The 24,201-nt window shown below is 60.4% G+C and carries 26 protein-coding genes; 5 read left to right on the top strand and 21 right to left on the bottom strand.

The window, feature by feature from the left end:
* Positions 1 to 115 precede the first annotated feature (115 nt).
* Entirely contained in the window at positions 116 to 1,078 is a 963-nt protein-coding gene (locus tag DOCECA_RS15380; protein WP_434607232.1) for a zinc-binding dehydrogenase, read from the top strand.
* A 96-nt stretch (positions 1,079 to 1,174) separates the two neighbouring features.
* Here the strand turns inward: DOCECA_RS15380 and DOCECA_RS15375 are convergent, their stop codons facing one another.
* The 6 genes from DOCECA_RS15375 to DOCECA_RS15350 form a co-directional block, all read right to left on the bottom strand.
* Positions 1,175 to 1,828: an HAD family hydrolase gene (locus DOCECA_RS15375; RefSeq protein ID WP_434607229.1), complete on the bottom strand. Its 654-nt coding sequence runs from the start codon at positions 1,826 to 1,828 to the stop codon at positions 1,175 to 1,177.
* A 47-nt stretch (positions 1,829 to 1,875) separates the two neighbouring features.
* Positions 1,876 to 2,865: an ABC transporter ATP-binding protein gene (locus DOCECA_RS15370; RefSeq protein ID WP_445570763.1), complete on the bottom strand. Its 990-nt coding sequence runs from the start codon at positions 2,863 to 2,865 to the stop codon at positions 1,876 to 1,878.
* Positions 2,862 to 3,662: an ABC transporter permease gene (locus tag DOCECA_RS15365; protein ID WP_445570762.1), complete on the bottom strand. Its 801-nt coding sequence runs from the start codon at positions 3,660 to 3,662 to the stop codon at positions 2,862 to 2,864. Before DOCECA_RS15365 ends, DOCECA_RS15370 begins: the two co-directional genes overlap by 4 nt.
* Positions 3,649 to 4,485, bottom strand: coding sequence for an ABC transporter permease (locus tag DOCECA_RS15360; protein WP_420766999.1), 837 nt, complete (start codon positions 4,483 to 4,485; stop codon positions 3,649 to 3,651). The genes DOCECA_RS15365 and DOCECA_RS15360 overlap by 14 nt, the downstream gene beginning before the upstream one ends.
* 5 nt (positions 4,486 to 4,490) lie before the next feature.
* A complete protein-coding gene (locus tag DOCECA_RS15355; protein WP_434560129.1) occupies positions 4,491 to 5,297 on the bottom strand; it encodes an alkaline phosphatase family protein in 807 nt (268 codons plus the stop codon).
* A 180-nt stretch (positions 5,298 to 5,477) separates the two neighbouring features.
* Complete coding sequence (locus DOCECA_RS15350) at positions 5,478 to 6,545, bottom strand: ABC transporter substrate-binding protein (RefSeq protein ID WP_420766986.1); 1,068 nt, start codon at positions 6,543 to 6,545, stop codon at positions 5,478 to 5,480.
* Between the two features lie 349 nt (positions 6,546 to 6,894).
* Here DOCECA_RS15350 and DOCECA_RS15345 point away from each other — a divergent pair, with 349 nt between their 5' ends.
* Positions 6,895 to 7,620 carry a UTRA domain-containing protein gene (locus DOCECA_RS15345; RefSeq protein ID WP_420766985.1) on the top strand — a complete coding sequence of 242 codons (726 nt, stop codon included), beginning with the start codon at positions 6,895 to 6,897 and terminating at the stop codon, positions 7,618 to 7,620.
* A 7-nt stretch (positions 7,621 to 7,627) separates the two neighbouring features.
* On the opposite strand, the gene DOCECA_RS15340 is transcribed toward DOCECA_RS15345, so the two are convergent.
* The 7 genes from DOCECA_RS15340 to minC all read right to left on the bottom strand — a co-directional run bounded on the left by DOCECA_RS15340 (position 7,628) and on the right by minC (position 13,102).
* Positions 7,628 to 7,810, bottom strand: a complete 183-nt coding sequence (locus tag DOCECA_RS15340) for a hypothetical protein (RefSeq protein WP_420766984.1) — start codon at positions 7,808 to 7,810, stop codon at positions 7,628 to 7,630.
* A 205-nt stretch (positions 7,811 to 8,015) separates the two neighbouring features.
* A complete protein-coding gene (locus DOCECA_RS15335) occupies positions 8,016 to 9,305 on the bottom strand; it encodes a M18 family aminopeptidase (RefSeq protein WP_420766983.1) in 1,290 nt (429 codons plus the stop codon).
* A gap of 81 nt (positions 9,306 to 9,386) precedes the next feature.
* Entirely contained in the window at positions 9,387 to 10,229 is an 843-nt protein-coding gene (locus DOCECA_RS15330) for a hypothetical protein (protein WP_445570761.1), read from the bottom strand.
* Between the two features lie 136 nt (positions 10,230 to 10,365).
* Complete coding sequence (locus DOCECA_RS15325; RefSeq protein ID WP_420766981.1) at positions 10,366 to 11,001, bottom strand: RluA family pseudouridine synthase; 636 nt, start codon at positions 10,999 to 11,001, stop codon at positions 10,366 to 10,368.
* 99 nt (positions 11,002 to 11,100) lie between these two features.
* On the bottom strand, positions 11,101 to 11,355 hold the full coding sequence (minE, locus tag DOCECA_RS15320) for a cell division topological specificity factor MinE (protein WP_445570760.1): 255 nt from the start codon (positions 11,353 to 11,355) through the stop codon (positions 11,101 to 11,103).
* A complete protein-coding gene (minD, locus tag DOCECA_RS15315) occupies positions 11,355 to 12,167 on the bottom strand; it encodes a septum site-determining protein MinD (protein ID WP_025214989.1) in 813 nt (270 codons plus the stop codon). Before minD ends, minE begins: the two co-directional genes overlap by 1 nt.
* Before the next feature lie 200 nt (positions 12,168 to 12,367).
* Positions 12,368 to 13,102, bottom strand: a complete 735-nt coding sequence (gene minC / locus DOCECA_RS15310) for a septum site-determining protein MinC (protein ID WP_420766980.1) — start codon at positions 13,100 to 13,102, stop codon at positions 12,368 to 12,370.
* 118 nt (positions 13,103 to 13,220) lie between these two features.
* On the opposite strand from minC, the gene DOCECA_RS15305 reads away from it, so the two are divergent.
* A complete protein-coding gene (locus tag DOCECA_RS15305; RefSeq protein ID WP_420766979.1) occupies positions 13,221 to 14,153 on the top strand; it encodes a lipid A biosynthesis lauroyl acyltransferase in 933 nt (310 codons plus the stop codon).
* 35 nt (positions 14,154 to 14,188) lie between these two features.
* The gene (locus tag DOCECA_RS15300) at positions 14,189 to 15,349 is read left to right on the top strand and encodes a patatin-like phospholipase family protein (protein ID WP_420766978.1); all 1,161 of its coding nucleotides are present in this window, start codon (positions 14,189 to 14,191) and stop codon (positions 15,347 to 15,349) included.
* Positions 15,350 to 15,563: 214 nt separating this feature from the next.
* Here the strand turns inward: DOCECA_RS15300 and DOCECA_RS15295 are convergent, their stop codons facing one another.
* From DOCECA_RS15295 to puuE, 6 genes are all read right to left on the bottom strand, one after another.
* Positions 15,564 to 16,349 carry an outer membrane protein OmpK gene (locus DOCECA_RS15295; RefSeq protein ID WP_434560121.1) on the bottom strand — a complete coding sequence of 262 codons (786 nt, stop codon included), beginning with the start codon at positions 16,347 to 16,349 and terminating at the stop codon, positions 15,564 to 15,566.
* A gap of 383 nt (positions 16,350 to 16,732) precedes the next feature.
* A complete protein-coding gene (locus tag DOCECA_RS15290) occupies positions 16,733 to 18,028 on the bottom strand; it encodes a urate hydroxylase PuuD (protein ID WP_445570759.1) in 1,296 nt (431 codons plus the stop codon).
* Between the two features lie 51 nt (positions 18,029 to 18,079).
* Positions 18,080 to 18,583, bottom strand: a complete 504-nt coding sequence (locus DOCECA_RS15285; protein ID WP_025214983.1) for an ureidoglycolate lyase — start codon at positions 18,581 to 18,583, stop codon at positions 18,080 to 18,082.
* 120 nt (positions 18,584 to 18,703) lie between these two features.
* Positions 18,704 to 19,699 carry an allantoicase gene (alc, locus tag DOCECA_RS15280; protein WP_434648628.1) on the bottom strand — a complete coding sequence of 332 codons (996 nt, stop codon included), beginning with the start codon at positions 19,697 to 19,699 and terminating at the stop codon, positions 18,704 to 18,706.
* Positions 19,700 to 19,765: 66 nt separating this feature from the next.
* A complete protein-coding gene (uraD, locus tag DOCECA_RS15275) occupies positions 19,766 to 20,281 on the bottom strand; it encodes a 2-oxo-4-hydroxy-4-carboxy-5-ureidoimidazoline decarboxylase (protein ID WP_445570758.1) in 516 nt (171 codons plus the stop codon).
* The gene (gene puuE, locus DOCECA_RS15270; RefSeq protein WP_434676016.1) at positions 20,278 to 21,204 is read right to left on the bottom strand and encodes an allantoinase PuuE; all 927 of its coding nucleotides are present in this window, start codon (positions 21,202 to 21,204) and stop codon (positions 20,278 to 20,280) included. The genes uraD and puuE overlap by 4 nt, the downstream gene beginning before the upstream one ends.
* A 412-nt stretch (positions 21,205 to 21,616) precedes the next feature.
* On the opposite strand from puuE, the gene uraH reads away from it, so the two are divergent.
* Complete coding sequence (gene uraH, locus DOCECA_RS15265) at positions 21,617 to 21,970, top strand: hydroxyisourate hydrolase (protein ID WP_445570757.1); 354 nt, start codon at positions 21,617 to 21,619, stop codon at positions 21,968 to 21,970.
* A gap of 185 nt (positions 21,971 to 22,155) precedes the next feature.
* Here uraH and DOCECA_RS15260 read toward each other — a convergent pair whose 3' ends face one another.
* The gene (locus DOCECA_RS15260) at positions 22,156 to 22,782 is read right to left on the bottom strand and encodes a LysE family translocator (RefSeq protein ID WP_420766971.1); all 627 of its coding nucleotides are present in this window, start codon (positions 22,780 to 22,782) and stop codon (positions 22,156 to 22,158) included.
* A gap of 63 nt (positions 22,783 to 22,845) precedes the next feature.
* Positions 22,846 to 24,195 (bottom strand): NCS2 family permease, encoded by a 1,350-nt coding sequence (locus tag DOCECA_RS15255; RefSeq protein WP_434560115.1) that lies wholly within the window; start codon positions 24,193 to 24,195, stop codon positions 22,846 to 22,848.
* Between the last annotated feature and the right edge of the window lie 6 nt (positions 24,196 to 24,201).

Below are 24,201 nucleotides of genomic sequence, written 5' to 3'. Positions count from 1 at the left end.
ATAACGCATATTAGGCCGTCTTTGAAGTCGCCGGTTCCATGTGGCCCGGGCGCATAATGCAAGAAAGCCCGGCGTTATAGCAGCGGGCCCAGTCGAGACTCACTATGGAGGCACCGTGAAAGCATTGCAAGGCGTTGAAGGCCAAGTGGTATGGGCAGATGAGCCAAGTCCGGCCTGCGATGCGGGCCAAGTTCGCATCCGCGTGGCTGCCGCCGGCCTGAATCGGGCCGATTTGCTGCAAAAAGCCGGGCATTATCCACCGCCACCCGGCGCGAGCCAGGTGTTGGGGCTGGAATGTTCGGGAGTGATCAGTGAAGTCGGGCCGGGTTCCTCCTGGCAGGTCGGTGACCGGGTCTGCGCGTTGCTGGCTGGCGGGGGAATGGCCGAAGAGGTAGTGGTCGATGGCCGCCATGTCTTGCCCGTGCCGGAAGGCCTGTCGATGGCCGAAGCGGCCGCGCTGCCTGAGGTCTACGGCACCGCGTGGCTGAATCTGTTCCAGCTTGCCGGCCTGCGGCCAGGCGAAAAAGTGTTGCTGCATGCCGGCGCCAGTGGCGTCGGTTCGGCGGCGATCCAGCTCTGCAAGGCGTTTGGCAACCCGTGCTGGGTCAGCGTCGGTTCGGCGGATCGCCTGGCCTATTGCGAAGCATTGGGGGCCCAGGGCGGCGTGGTTCGTACCGACGATATCAACAGCCTGAACGACTTCGCGCCCTTCGACGTCATTCTCGATCCGGTCGGCGCGAACTACGCCGGCCTCAACGTGAAACTTTTGTCAGTTGACGGCCGCTGGGTGCTGATCGGCCTCATGGGCGGCCGCACGACCGAACTCGACCTGGCCCAGGTGCTGGGCAAGCGCATCCAACTGCTGGGTTCGACCCTGCGCAGTCGCAACGATCAGTTCAAGGCTGACTTGATCAGCGAATTGGGGCAGAACGTATGGCCGCTGTTTACCGATAAACGCCTGAGTCCGCAGCTGGCCAGGACGTTTGCAATCACCGATGCCGAGGCGGCGTTTGCGGAGCTGGCGACCAATCAGGTGTCCGGGAAGTTGGTGTTGGTGATCGACGAGAGCTTGAGCTGATCGGTCCCCTGTGGCGAGGGAGCAAGCTCCCTCGCCACAAAGCCACAAAGCCACAAAAAGCCATAAACGCTTCAGGTGTTCTGGAGTTGATCCGCTTCACTTCCAGGTATGAATCGGCCAGCCAGCCAACTCAGCGTGAGCTTTCAATACCGGGTCCGGATTCACCACATGCGGGTAATCCACCCGCAGCAGCAACGGCAGGTCATTGCGCGAATCGGAGTAAAAACTGGCGCCTTCGAGGTTCTCTTCCTCGGCATCCAGCCAATCCAGCAAGCGGGAAATCTTGCCCTCGCGGTAGGTCAGGGTGCCCACGGTCTTGCCGCTGTACACCCCATGGGCCACTTCAAGGTCGATCGCCAGGATCTCATCAATGCCCAGGCGCTCGGCAATCGGCTTGACCAGGTGCGTGCCCGAAGCCGAGATCACCAGGATCCGGTCGCCGGCCTTGCGGTGTTCGGCGATGGCCTTGGTGGCGTCGCTGAAGATGATCGGCTCGATGAAATCTTCCACCCACGGTGTCACCAGGTGCTCGATCTCTTCGGGCGTGCGGCCGATCATCGGTTCCAGGCTGAAGTCCATGTACTCTTCCATGCGCAATTTTCCGTGGCTGTAGGCATCCATCAGCTCGTTGTTGCGACGCATGAACGACTCGGGATCGACCCAACCCAGGCGCCCCATCTGTTCGCTCCAGAGGGTGGCGCAGTCGCCGTGGATCAGGGTTTCGTCCAGATCAAAAATTGCCAGGGCCATCAGCGCGTTTTCCTTTTCAAGATCAGCTTCAAAAATCAACAAGGCCGTCAGGCTACCTCACACAGCGCCGACGGATCGATGGAAAGTGCCAACCGCGCACCGTCAGGATGCAGGTCGGCGGCCGAACGGTTGAGCACATCGACCACCAGCTCCACGCCACGGGCCTCGACCCGGTAGCGGATGACATTGCCCAGCAGGCTGTGGCTGCGGATCAGTGCATCGGGCTTTCCATTGCGACTCAGTTCGATGGCTTCCGGGCGAATGGCGATGCGACCGTTCACTGGGCGTTGCAGCAGCTTCGTGGCGCTGTCGGCGTCCAGCAGGTTGTAGTTGCCGATGAAGCCGGCGGCAAAGACGTCGACTGGCGCAGTGTAAAGGGTCTCGGCATCGCCGCTCTGTACGATCTTTCCCTGGTTCATTAGGAAAATCCGGTCAGACATGGTCAGGGCTTCTTCCTGATCGTGTGTGACGAAGATCGTGGTCAAGCCCAGTTCGCGCTGGATCTGTCGGATCTGTTCACGCAGGTGTTTGCGAATCCGTGCGTCGAGGGCCGAGAGGGGTTCGTCCAGCAGCAACAGGCGCGGCCGGGTCACCAGGGAGCGGGCAAGGGCGACACGCTGGCATTGGCCTCCTGAAAGCTGGTGGGGATAGCGCGCTGCAAAATCATGCAACTCCACCAGACGCAGGATCTCCAGTACACGCTGGCGGCTGTCCGAGGCATCAACCTTTTGCATGCGCAGGCCGAAGGCGACGTTCTGTTCCACGGTCATGTTCGGGAACAAGGCGTAGCTCTGGAAGACCATGCCGATCCCACGCTTCTGCGGGCTCAACGGGACGATGTCCTGGCCGTCCAGCAAGATCTTGCCGTCATCCACCGCCGTCAGGCCGGCAATGCAGCGCAACAATGTGGACTTGCCGCAGCCCGAGGGGCCGAGAAGGGTGACGAATTCGCCCTTCTGGATTTCGCAGTTGATGTCGCTGAACACCGGCGTGCCGGCGTAGCTTTTTTGCAAGTGTTGGACGCTGACGTAGCTCATTGGCTTTTGTCCTTGTTCAAGATGTTGGCCGCCCAGGTCAGGACCAGTACGAAGAAAAAGTAGGAAATCACCAGCGCACTGGTGAAGTGGCCGCTGCTGTTGCGCATGTTGTTCAGGTACACCTGCAGGGTTTCATAGCGGGTGCCGACGAGGATGTTGGCGAACACGAACTCGCCGAACAGGAACGAGAAGGACAGCAACAGCGCCACCATCAGGCCCTTGCGCAGGTTCGGCAGCACCACCAGCAGTGCGGCCTGGAAAGTACTGGCGCCGAGCAGTTGGGCAGCGTCCATCAGGTCACGCAGGTTGATGGCTTGCAGGTTGTTGGTGATTGCTCGGTACATGAACGGCAGGGCGACGGTGAAATAGCAGCCGATCAGGATCCACGGCGTGCCAACCATCGCCAGAGGCCCGGAACCATAGAGTTGCAACAGCCCCACCGACGACACCACCGGCGGCACCGCGAAGGGGAGCAGGATGAGGATGTTCATCAGCGCATCGAGTTTGGGAAAGTGGTAATGCACCACGAACAGCAGCGGCAGGATCAGCACCACCGAGAGCACCAGCGCCCCCACACAGACGACCAGCGATTGGCCGAAAGCATGGAGAAAGCGCGGATCGCTCCACAACTGCACGTACCATTTGAAGGTATAGCCGCTGGGTAACACGGTGGCCGACCAGCTGCTAGCGATGGAGTAGACGAGTGTCCCGACCAGGGGCAGCAACAGAATGGCGAACAGCAGGTACACCACCGCTCGATGATAGAGCTCGACGGAGCCCGATTCAGCGCGAGACATGGTAGCTCCTCTTGAGCAGCAATTGATGGACGATGGTTACCAGAGTCATCAGCGCCACCAGCACCACGGCCAATGCACTGGCCATGTTCGGGTCGAGGGAAATGTCGCCGGAGACCATGGCGGCGATGCGAATCGGCAGGACGTTGAAGTTGCCGGTGGTCAATGCATAGACCGTCGCGTAGGCGCCGAGAGCGTTTGCCAGCAGGATCACGAACGTGCCCAGCAGCGCCGGGGTCAGGACCGGCAAGCCGATGTGCCGCCAGAACTGCCAGCCGCTGGCGCCCAACAGGGCGGCGGACTCACGCCAGTCTTCACGCAGCGCGTCGAACGCCGGGTAAAGCAGCAGTACGCCCAGGGGAATCTGGAAATAGGTATAGAGAATGATCAACCCGGTTTTCGAGTACAGGTTGAAATCCTCGATGATGCCCGCCTGCTTGAGCATGATCGTGATACTGCCGTTGAACCCCAGCAAGATGATGAAGGCGAATGCCAGGGGCACGCCGGCGAAGTTGCTGGTCATGTTGGCGAATGCGTTGACGAAGTTGCGCAGCCGCGAATCCACTCGACGCAGGGAGTAGCTGCCGAGCACGGCGATAACGATGCCGAACACGCTGGACCAGAAGCTGATTTCCAGGCTGTGCTGGATCGCTTGCCGATAAAACTTCGAACTGAAGATCTTGCTGAAGTTGGCCAGGCCCCAGCCGAACTCTTCCGATTCCAAGCTGTTGACCAGCACCCAGAGCAGCGGGGCGATCTGGAAGACGATGAAGAATATCGCGAAGGGCACCAGGCACAACGCTGCCAGCCATTTGCCGCGCGTCATGGCGTTCACTTGAGCAACTCCTGGCAAAAGGGTTTGTCGTGGGCGATGCCAAGCAATTGGCAAATCGTGCCGCACAGTTCGGTTTGCAGGGGAGCCGCGTCGGCGTTCAGGCTGAAACCATCCCCGAGGACAAACAGCGGCACTTCCCGTTCTTCCGCCAGCAGCCCGTTGTGGGAGCGATCGTTGTTCATGCCATGGTCGGACGTCACCAGCACTTGGTAACCGGCGTCGAGCCAGGCTTGCAGGTAGACGGCCAGGTTGATGTCGGCCGAGCGGGCACTGTTGCGGTATTGCGCAGTGTCGAGGCCGTGCTTGTGGCCGGCGTCGTCGATGTTCATCGGATGCACCAACAGAAAATTCGGCAAGTAGCGCTGCCGCAGGTGTTCGGCATCAGCGAACAGGTGGGAATCGGGGTAGTGGTCGTTCCAGTAGAAATGGCCGTATTGGATCGGCAGGTCGGGGTTATGCGTATGGCGGTCGCGACCGGCAACGAAGGGCGAAACGTTATAGAGCTCGCTGACCCAATGGTAGGCAGCGGCCGCCGTGCTCAGGCCGGCCTCGGTGGCGTAATGGAAAATGCTGCGCTGGTTCGACAGGCGCGAGACGTTGTTGTGCACGATCCCGCTGTCGATAGGCACGACGCCGGTGAGTATGCATTCATAGAGCGGGCGGGACAGTGCGGGCAATTCACATTCCAGTTTGTAGAGCGCCGCGCGTCCTGCGCCGACATACGCCTGCAAATGTCCCATGGCATGCCGGGCGACCTCGTAGTTGAGACCGTCGAGCACCACCAGGATGACGTTGTGCTTCATGGGGACCGGGACTCCGGGCAAGAACCAAAAAACCGGGTTCACCAAGCGTCCAATGTGGGAGCGAGCCTGCTCGCGATTGCGGTGTGTCAGCCAATATTCATGTCGACTGACACTCCCTCATCGCGAGCAAGCTCGCTCCCACAATGGATCAGCGGTGATCCGGGAGTGGAAGCTAGCGCCTCACTTCATCTCGACGATGACTTCTTCGTTCCACTGCTGCGGCAGTGCCTTGGAGGTCTTCTCCCACGCATCCGCATCCTTGATCGGGGTCACGCCTTTGTACTGCTCGTTCGGCAGCAGCTTGGCCTGGACCTCTTCCGGCAGTTTCAGGTGCTCGGCGCGAATCGGGCGGGCGTTGCCCTTGGCGAGGTTGATCTGGCCGGCGTCGCTGAAGATGTATTCGCGGGTCAGCTTGGCGGCGTTCGGGTGCTTGGCGTATTTGTTGATGATGGTGGTGTAGCCGGAGATCACCGAGCCGTCGGACGGGATCAACACGACGTAGTCATCCGGGTTGGCCATCTTGGCCTTGTAGCTCAGGCCGTTGAAATCCCAGACCACCCCGACTTCGACTTCACCTTTTTCCATCGTGGCGATGGTCGGGTTGGCCATGGACAGGCGCCCTTGCTTGGCAATCTCGGCGAACATCAACAGCGCGGGCTTGATGTTCTTCTCGTCACCACCGTTTGCCAGGGCCGCGGCCAGCACACCGTTCGCCGCCTGTGCAGCGGTGCTCACGTCACCAATCGAGACTTTGTATTTACCGGTTTTCAGGTCGGCCCATTTGGTCGGGACGTCGGAGCCATGCAGCAGCTTCTTGTTGACGATGAAGGCAATGGTTCCGGTGTAGGCCAGGGCCCAGTTGCCGTCCTTATCCTTGGCCCAGTCCGGCACTTGCTCCCAGGTGCTTGGCTTGTAGGGCTGGACCACGCCCTGCTTGACCGCGATCGGGCCGAAAGCCGCACCGACGTCGCCGATGTCGGCGCTGGCGTTGTCTTTCTCGGCCGCGAATTTGGCGATTTCCTGGGCGGAGCTCATGTCGGTGTCGATGTGCTTCAAGCCATAGAGCTTGGCCAGGTCGTCCCAGGTGCCTTTCCAGTTCGCCCAGTCATCGGGCATGCCGACGCTGTTTACGGCGCCTTCCGCTTTCGCAGCGGCTTCCAGTGTTTTCAGATCGGTATCAGCGGCCATGGCGGCGGTGCACATGGCGATGGTCGAGCCTAACAGTGATGCCAGGAAAAGCTGTTTCATCCGAAGCTCCTATGGGCGTTTTCAACGCTGCGATTGCGGTTGTGTTGGTCTAGGTCAGCAATACCTGAGCCAATGTAGGTGTCTCCCATGACATTTTGATGTCGACTGCAAGCGCGCCAGCAGTCGTCGGGATCACGGAGGGTCGCTGCGTCATAAGCGTAGACCATGAGTAAACAACTGATCTGCAAGGACTTGGCCGTTTAATTGCAAGCCAGGAAATAGACCGTTCAGCGGTTGTGTCATCTCTCAGTCATGCTCAGCGCCTAGGCTTGCAGGCATGCGATACGGATCGAAGCGGCAAAGATCCCGCCCCGAAACAGTGCTGGTCTAGTCCAGATAGGTAACGTTGATGCGCGTTGAGGCAACCAAAGCGGTGACATCCATCGGACAAGTTCTGCAAGAGCAGATCGACCACGGCTTGCTGGCGGCCGGCAACAAATTGCCAGCCGAGCGCAAACTCAGCGAATTGTTCGGCACCACTCGGATTACCGTGCGCGAGGCATTGTTGCAGTTGGAAGCCCAAGGGCAGATTTACCGCGAGGAACGTCGGGGCTGGTTCGTTTCGCCACCGCGGCTGGCCTACAACCTGATGCAGCGCAGCCATTTCCACGCGATGGTTGCCGCTCAAGGCCGGGTGCCGCGCACCGAAGTCATATCGGCCCGCTTGCAACCCGCCTCGGCGGCAATCTGCGCCTGGCTTCAACTGCCGGCGCTGTCCAGCGTCATCCAGATCTGTCGCACCCGGCGTATCGATGAAAGACTGGTGCTTTATGTGGAGCATTATCTGAACCCGTCGTACTTTCCGGACATTCTCGCGTTCGATCTCAACCAGTCCATGACCGAGCTGTACGCCCGCCATTACGACTTGCATTACGGCCGGGTGAAATTCGACATCGTGCCTACCTCGCTGCAACCCGAGGCCGCGGCGGCGCTGAAAGTGTCGGTCGGCAGCCCCGGGCTGCGGATTGCCCGGGTCAATTATGACCAGCACCAACGGCTGATCGATTGTGACTTGGAGTTCTGGCGGCACGACGCGATCCACGTTGGCGTGGACGTGCCGGAACAACCCGCCTGAGGCGTATTCAGGAGGACTCGTTGAGCTTCGCCATAATCCTGAACAGCACTGTGATAAGGATCAGCAACATGCCGATCCACATGGCGAACACCCCGACATTTTTGTCTCGGAAGTTGAAGCCAATGGCCAGCAGGATCATGCCGGCGATGATGGGCACGAGCATGGCGTTGAACGAGGACATGGAGATCATTGCGACGGCCTTGTCGGGAGGGATAAGGTCAGTCTAGTTCGGGTTTGCTTGGGGTGTGGTGAGGTGTGTCATGAGTTATCCAGACCTTTCGCTGGATACCCTTGTGGCGAGGGAGCTTGCTCCCGCTCCAGTGCGCAGCACTGGCAAAACCGGTTTGGGGTGGCTGCGCCACCCAGCGGGAACAAGCTCCCTCGCCACGAAGGTTTTATGGCAACTCGCGAGAAGCGTAGAACGCGCTCAGCACTTTCACCAGGTGCGCCAGGTCTTGGCTACCGCACAGTTCGCGGATCGAATGCATGGCAAAGGTCGGCAGGCCAATGTCCACGGTGCGCACACCCAGTTGACTGGCGGTGATCGGGCCGATGGTCGAGCCGCAACCCATGTCGCTGCGCACCACGAAACTCTGCACCGGTACTTCTTCGGCCATGCACAGGTGGCGGAAGAAGCCGGCGGTTTCGCTGTTGGTGGCGTAGCGCTGGTTGGTGTTGACCTTGATCACCGGGCCGGCGTTGAGCTTGGGGCCATGATTGGCGTCGTGCTTGTCGGCATAGTTGGGGTGTACGCCGTGGGCGTTGTCTGCGGAGACCAGCAGGGATTTCTGAATGGTGCGTACGAAATCTTCACCGTCGGGCAGCAGACGGCGCAGGGTCTGTTCGAGCATCGGGCCGTCCGCGCCACACGCCGAAGTAGAACCGACCTCTTCGTGGTCGTTGCACACCAGCACGCAGGTTTCTTCGGTGTCGGCGGTCAGCAAGGCTTGCAGGCCGGCATAGCAGGAGAGCAGGTTGTCCAGTCGCGCGCCAGTGATGAAATCACCATGCAAACCGATGACCGCTGCGCTTTGGGTGTCATAGAAGCTCAGCTCGTAATCGAGCACCACGTCGGCGTTCAAGCCGTGTTCCCGGGCCAACTGGTCAGTGAGCACGGCGCGGAAGTCGACGCGTTCGTCGCCAGCAAACTGGGCGAGGATCGGCGGCAGCTCGTTCTGCGGATTGATCGCCCAGCCTTGGTTGGCTTCACGGTTGAGATGAATGGCCAGGTTTGGAATCGTGGCGATCGGCGCCTTGAAATCGATCAGCTGACTCTCGACCTTGCCGTCACGGCGGAAGGTCACGCGGCCGGCCAGCGACAAGTCGCGGTCGAACCACGGCGCCAGCAGTGCGCCGCCGTACACTTCCACGCCCAGTTGCCAGAACCCCTGACGTTGCAGTTCCGGCTGGGGCTTGACCCGCAGGCAAGGGCTGTCGGTGTGGGCGCCGACCAGGCGGATGCCGTCGTGTAGCGCAGAGTTGCGGCCCAGTTTGAAAGCGATGATCGAGGAATCGTTGCGCGTGACGTAATAGCGACCGTTGGCCTCGGTGGCCCAGGTTTCGCGCTCATCGAGACGCTGGTAACCCGCCGCCTCCAGGCGCTGGGCAAGGCTGGCGGTAGCATGGAACGGGGTGGGGGAGGCCTTGAGGAAGTCGATCAGGCCCTGGTTCAACTCTGCGCGCATAAATAACTCCAGACAGCAATGGGCGCGAGTTTACCCCATCGGGCAGCGACATAGCAGGGCCAATGCCGCGCCCCGAGTGGCTCAGTCAAGCAGGAGCCGGCCTTGAAGGAACACTTCTCGGCGCTCCTTGCGGCCCAGGTGGCAGTGCTTGCTGACCTGATACACCTTGTTGAAGTTTTCCATCGAGACCGTTGGCTTGCGATCGAGGTATTCCTCGACCAGGCTGTCGTACCGTGCTTCGGTGATGTACCGGTAGATTTCACGGTGGTACAGGAACCCGAGCTGGAAGCCGAGTGTTTCGCTGTGAAACGGCGTCGGCCGGGAAAAACAGTTCTCGAAATCGATCGCCATCAGCGGACGTTGTGGATCAGCCGGGTGCATGAGATTGCCAGCCCAGAAATCCATGTGGCTTATGTTCCTGCTTGTCAGGGAATCCAGCAGTTCGAAGGCTTTGTGGGTGAATATTTCAATCTGTCCGGGATGTTCCGCCAGCCATTTTGCGCCGTCGGTGTAATCCTCCAGCAACTCGGTGATCAGGAAGTAATCCTGGGCCAGGCCTAATCCACTCCTGGTGTAGCCAAACCCCTGGAGCGTCGGCATCCGGACGCCGCGATGCTGGGCCAGCAGCGTGTTCTGCAGCTCTTCCAGTGGCCAGTCAAAGCGCCCGTTGCGCTGGGGGGCGCCCAATGTGACGCGTACTTTGCTTCGCCAACTGCCCAGGCGCTTGACCTTGGCAAACAAAGCCTGTTTGCTGCCCGCAATGATTGCCGTCGCCCTGGTCACCGCGCGCTTGCGGCGATTGATGATGAGCTGGCGCAGCGCTTGCTCGGTGCGATGACAAGGTTCGTCCCGTAGATGTAAATCCGTATTCAAGAAGCGGAAGGTATAACGGTAGTCCTGCTGAAGCGGTGGAGAATCTGGCACGGGCGTCCTGGCCTTGGCTAAATGCCACCATCTTAAGCATATTCCATTGAATGTGAAGACTTTTCCTACACACGGTGTCCCGGTCGAGGCCTCTGGCGCGTATCGCCAGAAGGCTCGACTTCGTTTGATCCCTTGTTCAGAACGGTGCCGGGCACTCGAAACGCAAGCGCTCGCCGCTTTGCGGATGGGTAAAGCTGAGCATGCTGGCGTGCAGGCACAGGCGCGGCCAGGCCGCCAATGCCTGCGGATGGGCATAGAGTCCGTCGCCCAGCAACGGATGACCGATGGACAGCATGTGCACGCGCAACTGATGTGAGCGTCCGGTGATAGGCGTCAGTTCGACCCGACACCAGTCGCCGCAACGTTCGAGTACACGCCAGAACGTCAGGGCATGCTTGCCGTGCTCATGGTCCACGACGTGACGGGGCTTGGTCGGTGGGTCGTAGCGCAAGGGCAGATCGATGCTGCCACTGTCCAGCTCGGGCTGGCCCCAGCACAACGCGGTGTAGGCTTTTTCGGTTTCGCGGTCATGAAACTGGCGGGACAGTTCGCGATGGGTATCCGGATCGCGGGCCAGCAGGATGATGCCGGAGGTTTCCCAGTCGAGCCGGTGCACGATTCGCGCTTCCGGATAGCCGTTTTCCTGCAGGCGAGTGATCAGGCAATCTTTATTGTCGTCCGCCCGGCCAGGCACGGACAGGAGCAGGGTCGGCTTGTCGACCACGAGTACGGCGGCGTCCTGGTGGAGGATGCGGATGTTGGACAGGGGCATTAAACAGTCTCGTAACAAACGGCAACGGCGGCTCGGGCCCTTCTCCAATCCCAGGGGGAGAGGAGAGGGCCCGAGCCGCCGTGGCTCCCGCAGGGTCGATCAGCGATCCGGCAGGGTGATATTGAGTTCCAGAATCGAGCAGCTGCCCTGGCTTTCGAGCGCCACATGCACGTCATCGTTGCCGATGTTGACGTATTTGCGGATCACTTCCACCAGTTCCTTCTGCAAGACCGGCAGGTAATCAGGGGTGCTGCGTTGGCCGCGTTCGTGCGCCACGATGATCTGTAGACGCTCTTTCGCGACCGAGGCGGTACTTGGCTTTTTGTTGGCACGAAAGAAGTCAAAAAGGTTCATTACCTACCTCCAAACAGGCGCTCGAAGAAACCTTTCTTCGTGACGTCGAGGAATCGATGTTCGACGGTTTTGCCCAGTAGACGATCGACTGCATCGCTGTACGCCTGGCCAGCGTCGCTCTGGTCGTCAAGAATGACCGGCACGCCGGAGTTCGAGGCCTTGAGTACCGCTTGGGATTCTGGAATCACGCCCAGCAGGGTGACCGCCAGGATTTCCTTGACGTCCTCGACGCCGAGCATTTCGCCGTCGCTGACGCGCTGAGGGTTGTAGCGGGTCAGAAGCAAGTGTTCCTTGATCGGCTCTTCGCCCTGCTCGGCGCGACGGGACTTGCTCGCCAGAAGGCCCAGCATGCGGTCGGAGTCACGCACCGACGACACTTCCGGGTTGGTCACGACGATCGCTTCGTCAGCGAAGTACATGGCCAGGTGGGCACCTTTTTCGATACCGGCCGGGGAGTCGCAGACCACGAATTCGAAGTCTTCCTTGAGCTGCATCAGCACCTTTTCCACGCCTTCCTGGGTCAGCGCGTCTTTGTCGCGGGTCTGGCTCGCGGCCAGCACGTACAGGTTCTCAAGGCGCTTGTCCTTGATCAGGGCTTGTTGCAGGTTCGCTTCGCCATTGACCACGTTGACGAAGTCATAGACCACGCGACGCTCGCAACCCATGATCAGGTCGAGGTTACGCAGGCCGACGTCGAAGTCGACGATGACTGTTTTGTGGCCGCGCAAGGCGAGGCCGGTACCGATAGCGGCGCTGGTGGTGGTCTTACCCACACCACCCTTGCCGGATGTAACCACGAGAATCTTGGCCAAGGTGTTTCACCCCTAAGGAAAAAGGACTTTGTCAGCCCCTGAAAAACATCTCTGGAAAACTGCTGCAACTGCACAGGCTTGGCTGGAATAGGACATTGGGCCGGGTCTACTTCTGGTAAACACTGCCTGATCCTTTTTCCTACGTCGTTAAGCTGTTTTCGCTACGTTTTAGAGATGCTTGGAAAATGCGGCAGTATCCGTTAAAGCCGAATGATGTTCAACACGTCGCCCGACAGGCTGACCTGGACGCCAGCCCCCCACAACGGGTCGCGACGCAAATCCTCGGAAACCTTGTAATGCCCGGCGATGGAGACCAGTTCGGCGCTCAACTGCTGACAGAAGATCCTTGCCTTGGTGTCGCCCTTGACACCGGCCAGCGCACGGCCGCGCATCGGGCCGTATACATGGATGTTGCCATCGGCCAGAAGTTCCGCGCCCGGACTGACCGAGGACACGACGACCAGATCGCCACCCTGAGCATAAATCTGCTGTCCGCCGCGTACCGGCGTGGTGATCACACGGGTTGGCTTGACGGTGGGCTCTGCTGGTTTCTCGGGTTTCTTCGGTTCGGCCGGGCTCAGTTCCAGCACCCGCTCACGAGCACCGGAAGGCGGTAACACCGGGATGTCAATGGCGATGGCGGCGGCGATGTCTTCGATGCGGCTGGCGCGGATCGCCAGCGTGCGCAGGCCATGTTGGCGGCAGACGCGCATCAGGCCAGGCAAGTCCACTGAACCTTCGCCGGCAGGCAGCTTGTCCAGTGCCAGTACCAGGGGGGCATTGCTGAAAAAATTCGGGGCCTGGGCGACTTTCGCCGCCAACTGCCGGTCAAGACCTTCCAGGTCGTTACGGGCCAGTTCCAGCACCGTAATGGCGAGCATGCTGCCCTTCAGCTGGAACACGGGATCTTGGTCTAGCGGTTCGGTTTGGCTCATGGTCGGCGTACAACGACTTGTCACTAAAAGTGCCGAGACTTATAACGAGATCGCCCGTCAGCCGCAACCCGGGTCGAACAATGTAGAATGCGCGGCCCAAGTCTTTGTGGAAGCTGTAATGGATCGCCCGCGTCTTCGAGCTGCATTTTTTCATCCGCGTTTCTGGCTGCTGTGGTGCGGCCTGGGGCTGTTGTGGCTGATCGTTCAGTTGCCGTATCCGTTGCTGCTGCGGATCGGCCGGGCGCTGGGCGCGCTGATGTACCGGGTGGCCGGCGACCGGCGGCGCATCGCCAGTCGCAACCTGGAACTGTGTTTTCCCGAGAAGTCCGCCGCTGAGCGCAAGCGCTTGCTCAAGGAAAACTTCGCCTCCACCGGCATCGCGTTCTTCGAAATGGCCATGAGCTGGTGGTGGTCGCGTTCGCGCCTGGCGAAGCTGGCCCATGTCGAAGGGTTGGAGCATCTCAAGCAGGCCCAGCGCGAGGGCCGGGGTGTGATCCTGATGGCGCTGCATTTCACCACGCTGGAAATCGGCGCGGCGTTGTTGGGCCAACAGCACACCATCGATGGCATGTACCGCGAGCACAAGAACCCGTTGTTCGACTATATCCAGCGCCGCGGTCGCGAACGGCACAACCTCGATTCCCTCGCGGTGGAACGCGATGATGTGCGCGGCATGCTCAAGTTGCTGCGCGCGGGCCGGGCGATCTGGTATGCACCGGACCAGGACTACGGCGCCAAGCAAAGTGTATTCGTGCCATTGTTCGGCATCCAGGCGGCGACGGTCACCGCCACCAGCAAATTTGCGCGCTTGGGCAAGGCACTGGTCGTGCCGTTCGTCCAGGAGCGCCTGGCTGATGGCAGCGGCTATCGACTGGTGATCCAGGCGCCGCTGGAGGATTTTCCGGGGGAGACCGAGGAAGCCGATTGCATTCGCATCAACCAGTGGGTAGAAAAATCGGTCAGCCAATGCCCCGGGCAATATCTCTGGGCCCATCGGCGCTTCAAGACCCGTCCGCCGGGTGAGCCGAAGTTGTACGAAAAACGCGGTTGAAATGTAGCCTAATTGACTGAGCACGGAGCATCGCGATGACCCCAGCTGAACCGGTAACAGGTTTGATTCTTTCCGGCGGCGGGGCTCGAGCGGCATATCAGGTGGGCGTATTGGCGGCCATCGCCGAGTTATTGCCAGACGGCGCAGACAACCCGTTCCCGGTGATCGTCGGCACGTCGGCTGGCGCGATCAACGCGGTCAGCCTGGCAAGCGGTGCGATGGATTTCAAAAGCGCCATCGAGCGGCTGACGGCGTTCTGGCAAGCGGTGCGCAGCCACCAGGTGATGCGCAGCGATTGGCGTGGCGTGCTCGTCCAGGCGACGCGTTTCATCACGCACAGCCTGTTGGGCCTGGGGGCCAAGTTGCCGGTGGCGCTGGTCGACAGTTCACCGTTGCGCGAATTGCTCCGGGCACAATTCCATGCGTCGGGTATCGAGCAGGCGATCGCCGAGCACCAGCTGCGAGCGGTGGCGGTGACCGCGTTCGGCTACGAGTCCGGACAGGCGGTGACGTTCTATCAAGGTCGCGGCACTATAGATGCCTGGTTGCGGCACCGGCGCATCGGTGTCCCGACGCAGTTGTCGGTGGAGCATCTGCTGGCCAGTTCCGCGATCCCCTTGCTGTTCGCACCGGTCAAGATCGGCCCCCAGTACTTCGGCGACGGCGCGGTGCGCCAATCGGCGCCGATCAGTCCAGCCCTGCACCTGGGAGCCAATCGTGTGTTGGTCATCGGCGTCAGTGGCAACCCCCGCGGCGCGGGTGGGCAAACGCCCCAGGAGCGCAGCTACACCGGCCAGCAACCCACCCTGGCGCAGATCGGCGGACACATGCTCAACAGCACGTTCATCGACAGCCTGGAAAGCGACATCGAGTTGCTTGGGCGCCTCAACCAGTTCAGTCACCTCCTGCCCGAGGGCGTGCCTGCCCATACCCTCGGTGCGGCACCGGTGGAGGTGTTGGTGATTTCGCCAAGCCAACCGATCGACGAGATCGCCGCCCGTCATCGCCAGGAACTGCCCCGTGCGTTGCGGGTGTTCCTGCGCGGGCCGGGCGCGACCAAGACCAGCGGGGCTGGGGTGTTGAGCTATCTGCTGTTCGAGGCGGGGTACTGCGGCGAGCTGATCGAGCTGGGGCGCCAGGATGCGTTGGCGCAGCGTGAGGCGTTGAGCCGGTTCCTGGGCTTGGCTCAGGAGTGATGCAAGCAGATCCACCGCTTTCGTCGGATCGCCGCCCGGAGCAGGCTCGACCCCACAGGGATTTGCAGTTGATGCCAAACCTGCGGTTGGCAAGCAGCCCATGTGGGAGCGAGCTTGCTCGCGATGAGGGCGGCACATCCAGCATCTGGGCAGGCTGACCCACCGCCATCGCGAGCAAGCTCGCTCCCACAATGGAACCTTCTATGTGTGTAAATCAGAAATGATACTTCAGCAAGAAACTGGTATTGCTCTGGTTGGTCTTGAAACTACCGCTGTCTTCGATCGCGTATTTGTTTTTCCAGTAGTCGTATTCCACACCGACATACAGTTGCTTGGCGCCCAGTTTCAAGGCCTTGCCCAAGTCATATTTGATCTGCGGGACGATGTGCAGGTTGGCGTGGTAGGTGCCCTTTGAGTTGGTGTCGTTGTCCACGACCCAGTCGATGAAACCATCGATCAGGATATCGGACGACCCCACGGGCACGGTGTAGGCCCAGGCCGGTGTGATCTGCCAGACGTTGTCGCCGGCACGCGAGCCTTCGGTCTGGCGGTTGTAGAAGTTCAGCTGGAAATAATCGAAACCGGGAATGGCCAGGTCGAAACCCGGGCCGATCAGGTAAGACTCGTTGTCGCCTTCGCCAAACTCATAGGTCATCGCCAGCAGCACGTCCTTGATCGGACCCAGTTCGAGCTTCTGGTCAAAAATCTTGCCGAACGACAAGCGTGGGCTGAACTCGCCGTAATAGGTATTCGGGCCGGACTGGCTGTCGTCCTGGCCGTTGTAGAAGATCCGGTCGAGGAAGAAAAAGTTGTCGCCGTATTTCCACGCATCGGCATGCTCGAACGTCACGGTCTGCTGGATGCGTGGGTTGATCTGGAAATCCTTGCCATACAGGTAGCTCAGGCTGTTGCTCTGCCATTGGAGCAGGTCGCCTGCCACGGCCTGTCCCCCTGCCAACAAAGATCCCGCAACGATCAGATTGGTGCACGTGCGTTTCATTCGGTTTGCTCCCAAAGGTAAGTGGTATCGCGTTTCTTGTCGTCAGCGCTCTGGTGTGGCGCTTTTTCTACGGATAAACATCCGTTCGGTCAGCTTTTTGTTTGTGACAAGAGCTGAAAACAGCGGCGTCGGTCAGGATCCGATTGTTATTTGGAGACGTCCGGATTCGAACGGCCGCGCAGGATACGGGCTTGCATGGAGGGGCTCAAGTGCGTTGCGACAGCGCATGGGCAACGGATGCGGGGCGTGAGTGTGGAAAGTGTGCATGGGGTGCTTTCCTCTTGTTGTTATTGTTGAGGCGCAGGCGGCCGCTGACGGGCGACCGGCGTGTGCCGGTCTGCCCGTTAGCGGTATTGCTGTGGATCGAGGCTTGCTCGGGTGGACTAGTTGGTCCGTGCACCTTGGGTGATCCAGGCGCCAATCAGATCGCGCTCCTGCTGGGTCATCTGGGTGATATTGCCCAGTGGCATGATCTGGGTGGTCACGGCCTGGGCCTGGATGCGCGCGGCTTCTTGCTGGATCTGCTGTGGCGTATCGAACATCACCCCGCCCGGCGCCGCGCTGAACAGCGGGCTGGTGGGGTTGGCCGAATGGCAGACCGAGCAGCGTTCCTGGATCACGCTGTGGACTTTATCGAATGACGGGCCCTGGGCATTGGCAGCCTGGGCAGGCGCGGGCGCCTGCGCTGGTACTGCGGGTTTGGCGCCGCCGCCCACCGCCGTCTCCGGCAGTGGCTGATACTCGATCACGCCGGGCACCTTCGCGACTTCCGGCGCGCCAGGCATCGGCTTGGGACCGGTGACATAAGCCAGGCAGATCATCGCCAAGGCGCCCACCGGCAACGTCCAGGCAAACCGATTGCTGTCATGACGCGTGTTGAAGTAATGCCGCACCAACACCGCCGCCACTGCGATACCCGCCAGGATCAGCCAGTTGTATTGGCTGCCGTAGGTGCTTGGGAAGTGGTTGCTGATCATGATGAACAGCACCGGCAGGGTGAAGTAGTTGTTGTGGCGCGAACGCAACAAGCCTTTGGCCGGCAGCGCCGGGTCGGGGGTGCGGTTCTCGGCGATAGCCGCCACCAGCGCACGCTGGGCCGGCATGATGATGCGGAACACGTTGCCGACCATGATCGTACCGATGACGGCACCGACATGCAGGTAGGCGCCGCGACCGCTGAACACCTTGCTGAAGCCATAGGCCGCGGCGATCAACAGCACGAACAGAATCAGGCCGAGCAGGGCGGGGCGCTTGCCCAGGGCCGAATCGCAGAGAAAGGAATAGATGAACCAGCCGACCAACAACGAGCCGAGGCCCAGGGCGACGCCTTCAGGGCCGCTCAGGCTGCTGCCGGGAGCCAGCAGGTAGACGGTCGGGTTCCAATAGAACACCACGCACAACAGCGCGATGCCCGACATCCAGGTGAAGTAGGCTTCCCACTTGAACCAGTGCAGGTTGTCCGGCATGGCCGGTGGTGCGAGTTTGTATTTTTCCAGGTGATAGATACCGCCACCGTGGATGGCCCACAAGTCGCCGGCCAGGCCGCTCTTGGGGTTGACGCGATTGAGGTTGTTTTCCAGCCAGACGAAGTAGAACGACGCGCCGATCCAGGCTACGCCAGTGATCATATGAACCCAGCGAATGCTCAGGTTCAGCCATTCCAGCATATGTGCTTCCACAGTCTTTACCTCTCGCCCGTCACGCTTGTTTTCGCGTGATCGGACCTTCTCTTATTGGTGGGGGGCGAGGATCAAAAACTCATCCTCTTTGAAAAAATGCTCATCGCAGTTGTTGCCTGTGCCACTGCGATCAACCACCAGGAAGTCATCCCGCTTTTCGATCGTCAGCACCGGGTGGTGCCAGACGCCGCGATGGTAATTGATGCCCTGCCTGCCGTTGGTGACGAAGGCGCGGACCAAGCCTGATACAGGTGCATCGCCAAGTGGCGCGACCACGATCAGAAAGGGGTTGCCGAGCAGCGGAATGAAGGCCTGGCTGCCCAGCGGATGGCGCTCCAGCATGCGCACGGTCAGTGGCATCTCCAGCGCGTCGGCGCGGAAGATGCTGATGATCGCCTTGTCGTCCGGCGTGGCGGTTTCCACCGTCGCCAGGCGATGAAAGCGCATGGTCGAACCGTTGTTGATCATGAAGTGATCGCTGCCGTCGGTTTCGATCACGTCACCGAACGGGGCGAAGGCTTCTTTGGTCAATGGTTCGATCTTGAGAGTGCGCATGCTGGTCTTCTTTACCTTGAATTCATTGTTGTCTGTTCTATTGCTATCGCGAGCAGGCTCGCTCCCACATTTGACCGCCTACCCTGTGGGAGCGAGCCCTGCTCGCGATTGGCTTCACCGCTATTTAGCGACCTTGCCAAGCACCCGCAGGCGACTCACGCCACCATCCGGGAACACGTTCAGGCGGATATGGGTGATTGGCCCCAGCGCCTTGATCTGTTCGGCGAAGGTGTGTTCGGCGTGCATTTCCAGCTTCTGGCTCGGCAGCAGCTCGCGCCAGAACAGCGATTGGGTTTCGATCTGGCTGTCGGTGCCACCTTTGACGAACGCGCCCTGGATCGAGCAGCTGTCCGGGTAATTGCCCTTGAAGTGCAGGGTGTCGACGACAACTTGTTCAACGATACCGGCATGGCCCAGGGCGACGATTACCCAGTCATTGCCAGGCGTGCGACGACGGGCGGTTTCCCAGCCATCGCCCATGTTGATGCCGCGGCCCGGGTTGAGAATGTTGCTCATGCGGCCGAAGTGCTCGTCGGAGCAGGCCAGGGCGCGCCCGCCATTGAGGGCGGCGGCCAGGTCGATCTGTTCGTTGTCGCCCACGGCGGACCAGTCGCGATACGGAACACCATAGACCCGCAGGCGAGCCACGCCGCCATCCGGATAAATGTTGAAGCGCAGATGGCTGAAGGCTTGCTCGTTGCTGATTTCGTGGTAGTGGTGGCTGTTGCCTTGCAGCTCGACGGCCGACAGCACTTCAGTCCACTGGGTGGTTTCGTCCGGCTCGCCTTCGGCCAGGAAGCAGGCTTCCAGGGAAGCCGATGGCGGGTAGTTGCCGGTGAAGAATGAAGTGTCGATGTCCACGCCCTTGATCGAGCCCGGCACGCCCAGGCGGATCACCGCGCTGTCGTAGCCTTCGAAGCGCTTGCGGCGCGACTCCCAGCCATCCATCCACTTGCCGTTGTCATCGAACACGCCCTCCTTCCACACGGCCGGGGTCGGCTGGAACAGGCGGTTGGCGTCGGCGAACCAGTCGTCGGTGACCGAGATGATCTTGGTGCCCAGACGGGCGTCGGCCAGGTTGACGAACTTTTCGAACGGTACGGCGTAAGCTTTCATTCTTCTTGTCTGCCTTTGATAAGTTGGCTGGGGATGCTTGCAGGACCTGTCTTCAGGAGCCGCTCGCTAAAGGGTCAGTAATCGGAACAACGCGATCTTGTTGATCTCTGCCAGCGCGCATTTGAATTCGGCGTCTGCCGAGTGGTGGATGCGCGTCTCGAACGCGGCGAGGATCTGGTGCCGGTTGCTGCCTTTTACCGCCATGATGAAGGGAAACTTGAACTTGGCTTTATAGGCCTCGTTCAGCTCGGTGAAGCGCTGGAACTCTTCGGCCGTGCATTGGTGGATACCGGCGCCAGCCTGTTCGTTGGTGCTGGCTTCGGTCAGTTGTCCCTGGACGGCGGCTTTGCCGGCCAGGTCCGGGTGAGCGTTGATCAGGGCCAGTTGGCTGTCGTGATCGGCACTCAACAGGATGTCGCTCATGCGCTGGTGCAGGGTCTCGATCTCGTCGATCGAAGGGTCCTGCCCCAGGTCGAAGGCCTTTTCGGCCACCCATGGCGAATGTTCGTAAATGTCAGCGAAGGCTTTGACGAACGCTTCGCGGCTCAAGGTGGAAGGCTTGAGGGTTTGGAAAGCGGTCATTTGCACGCTCCCTGATACGGATGGGTCTGCTGCCAATGGCGAGCGATGTCGACGCGGCGACTGAACCACACCTGCTCATGACCCTTGACGTATTCGAGGAAACGCTTGAGGGAGGCCAGGCGCGCGGGGCGGCCGATCAGGCGGCAATGCAGGCCGATGGAAAGCATCTTCGGCGCTTCGGCGCCTTCGGCATACAACACGTCGAAAGCGTCCTTGAGGTACTGGAAGAAATCGTCGCCCTTGTTGAAACCCTGCACTTGGGTGAAGCGCATGTCATTGGTGTCCAGGGTGTAAGGGATGACCAGGTGCGCCTTGCCGGTGGGGTTGTTTGGCTCCCAGTAGGGCAGGTCGTCGTCGTAGGTGTCGCTGTCGTAGAGGAAGCCGCCTTCTTCCATCACTAGCCGGCGGGTGTTCGGGCCGGTGCGGCCGGTGTACCAGCCCAGCGGACGCTCGCCAGTGATTTCGGTGAGGATGCGGATCGCTTCGAGCATGTGCTCGCGTTCCTGGGCCTCGTCCATATATTGGTAATCGATCCAGCGATAGCCATGGCTGCAGATTTCGTGGCCGGCGGCGACCATCGCGCGAATCACGTCCGGATGACGCTGGGCAGCCATGGCCACGGCGAAGATGGTCAGTGGTATATCGAACTCCTTGAACAGCTTGAGGATCCGCCAGACCCCTGCGCGGCTGCCATACTCGTACAGCGACTCCATGCTCATGTTGCGCTCGCCCTGCAGCGGTTGCGCCGCGACCATCTCCGAAAGGAACGCTTCGGACTCCTTGTCGCCATGCAACACGTTGCGCTCGCCACCTTCCTCATAGTTGAGTACGAAGGAGAGGGCGATGCGGGCATTGCCCGGCCATTGGGGATGGGGAGGGTTACTGCCGTAACCGATCAGGTCGCGTGGGTAGTCAGCGCTCACTGCAGTCTTCCTTCTTGTTCGAACCATGTAGGTGGCGCCCTGGCGATGGGTATCGGGCTGGCGTCACGACGATGGACTGATTGTATACAACTTTGCCTTCGACTTGTAAGCCTGTTTTTTGCATTTTTTACCGCCAAGGTTGCCGTATCGGCGCTGCAAGAAACTTGCCTACCCAGTCAGCTAATGTTGCATAAGCCCTTATATGCCCGGGGTTGGGGTAAAAACAAATGACGATTGCCGTGGTTGGCGAAGTGAAGCAGATATCTGTTTTTTATTGTGTACAATTCAGCTTTAAAGTGTCTTAATTCGCTCACTGCCGTGATCTTTCGTGCTTCGAAATGGTGCGGCTTGTCTTTCAACTGACTCAGGAGGCGCCGTGCCTGGCTGTTCCGCATCCGGGCATGCACAATCGATGGGACGTCTGACTACACACGTTTTAGATGCCGCACACGGCTGTCCAGGCAGCGCGATCAAGATCGAACTGTATCGCGTCGAAGGTTCAGAACTGCAACGGGTTGCCAGTGCAGTGACCAACAGCGATGGCCGTTGTGACGCACCACTGCTGCAAGGAGACGACTACCGCAGCGGCGTTTACCAGATCCAATTCAACGCCGGCGATTACTACCGCGCCCGTGGCGTGCAACTGTCCGAGCCGGCATTCCTGGATGTGGTGGTGCTGCGCTTTGGCATTTCGCAAGAGCAGGAGCATTACCATGTGCCGTTGCTGATTTCGCCCTACGCCTATTCAACCTATCGAGGCAGCTGAGCCCCCAAGCAGCTGCCTTGCCCTGGAAGCGACTGCGCATAGAGCTTCTTTGGTTTTTAGCCCGCTCACACTGCGGGCTTTTTTTCGCCTATCAAATAGGCGAGGGCCTTATCGCGAGCAAGCTCGCTTCCACAATCGAATGCGTTTCAACTGTGGGAGCGAGCCTGCTCGGGAAGATTTTTTTCTCAGCGGCTCAGCAAGGAAGCCGCCCCGGCCCCGCTGAACAACCCGGCGCTGACCCGGTTGAACCAGCTCTGGCCCTTGCCCGTGCGCAGATAGCGGGCAGCGCCATGGGCACCGAGGCCATACGCCAGCTTGCAGAGCAGGTCGAGCACGGTCCAAGTGGCGATCATCACCAGCAGTTGCGGCAAGAACGGCTGCTCGGCACTCAGGAATTGCGGCAGGAATGCCGCGAAGAAAAGGATGTCCTTCGGGTTGCTCGCGCCGAGTACGAACGCACGGCCGAACAGCGCGCGGAAACGCGGAATGGGGGCGGCTTGCGGTACCTCGGCACCCTGGGAAGGCTGGCGCGATTGCTGCCAGCTCTGCCAGGCGAGGTAGAACAGGTACAGCGCGCCGACGATTTTCAAGGCGCTGAACAACTGCTCCGACGCCAGCAACAGGGCACCGAGCCCCAGCGCCGACGCACTCAACAAGCAGATCGATGCCACCACTCCACCAAGGAAAGCCGGGTAGGATCGGCGCAAGCCGTAGTTCAGGCTGTTGCTGATCATCAGTAACGATAACGGGCCGGGGATAAGGATTACCACCAACGCGGCACCACTGAACAACAACCAGGTTTCCAGATTCATTGCTTTGCTCCTGACGTACAAAAGCCCCACCCGACAGGGTGAGGCGGGTAAGGCTCGTGCCGCTTACAAGAAGATGAACTTGGCGATAAAGATCGCACAAAGCACCCAGAGACTGACGGATATTTCCTTGTGTTTACCGGTGCCAGCCTTGAGCACGACGTAAGTGATGAAGCCGAGCGCGATGCCATCGGCGACCGAGAACGTCAGAGGCATCATGATGGCGGTGACGATCGCTGGAATGCTGTCGGTCGCTTCGTCCCATTCGATATGGGCCATGCCACCCATCATCAGCATGGCGACATAGATCAGGGCGCCGGCTGTCGCATAAGCAGGGATCATCCCGGCCAGCGGCGCGAAGAACATGGCGGCGATGAACAGCACACCGACCGTGACTGCGGTAAGCCCCGTGCGGCCACCGGCCGCGACTCCGGCGGCGCTTTCCACGTAGCTGGTCACGGGCGGCACGCCGACCATGGCGCCGAACACGCTGGAGGCGCTGTCCGCCTTCAACGCCTTGGACAGGTTTTCGATCTTGCCATCCGGTTTCACCAGGCCGGCGCGCTGGGCCACGCCCATCAGCGTCCCGGCGGTATCGAACATATGTACGAACAGGAAAGCCAGCACCACGCTGATCATGCTGACGTTGAATACACCGGCCACGTCCATGGCCATCCAGGTCGGTGCCAGGCTGGGCGGCGTGGACATCACGCCGTTGTATTGCACCAGCCCCAGGCCCCAACCGGCCAGGGTCACGGCGATGATGCTGATGAGGATCGCGCCGAACACGCGGTGGTAGCTCAGCACGGCAATCATCAGGAAGCATACGGCAGCCAGCAGCGGTCCCGGTTCATGCAGCGAGCCCAGCTTGATCAGCGTGGCGGGGCTGTCGACGATGATGCCGGCGGTTTTCAGGCCGATCAGCCCGAGAAACAGCCCGACCCCCGCGCCCATCGCGTAGCGCAGGCTCACCGGGATACTGTTGAGCAGCCATTCACGCACCCGTGACAAGGTCAGGAACATGAACAGCACGCCGGAAATAAACACCGCGCCCAAGGCGGTTTCCCAGTTGTAGCCCATGGTGCCGACCACGGTGTAAGTGAAAAAGGCGTTTAATCCCATGCCCGGCGCGAGGCCCACCGGCCAGTTCGCGTAGAGGCCCATCAGCAGGCAACCCAGGGCGGCGGCAATGCAGGTGGCGACGAACGCGGCGCCATGATCGATGCCCGCGTCGGCCATGATGTTGGGGTTGACGAAAATGATGTAGGCCATGGTGATGAAAGTCGTCACACCGGCAATCAACTCGGTCTTCACCGTGGTGCCATGCAAGCTGAGTTTGAAGATGCGCTCCAGCCAGCCACTGCGTGATGGCGGCGAAAGATCCAAGGTCTGGGCTTCGGGTTTGCGGCTTTCCACAGCGAG

It is taken from the genome of Pseudomonas sp. E102 (assembly GCF_052660185.1).
This window is presented reverse-complemented; position numbering and strand designations above follow the sequence as displayed.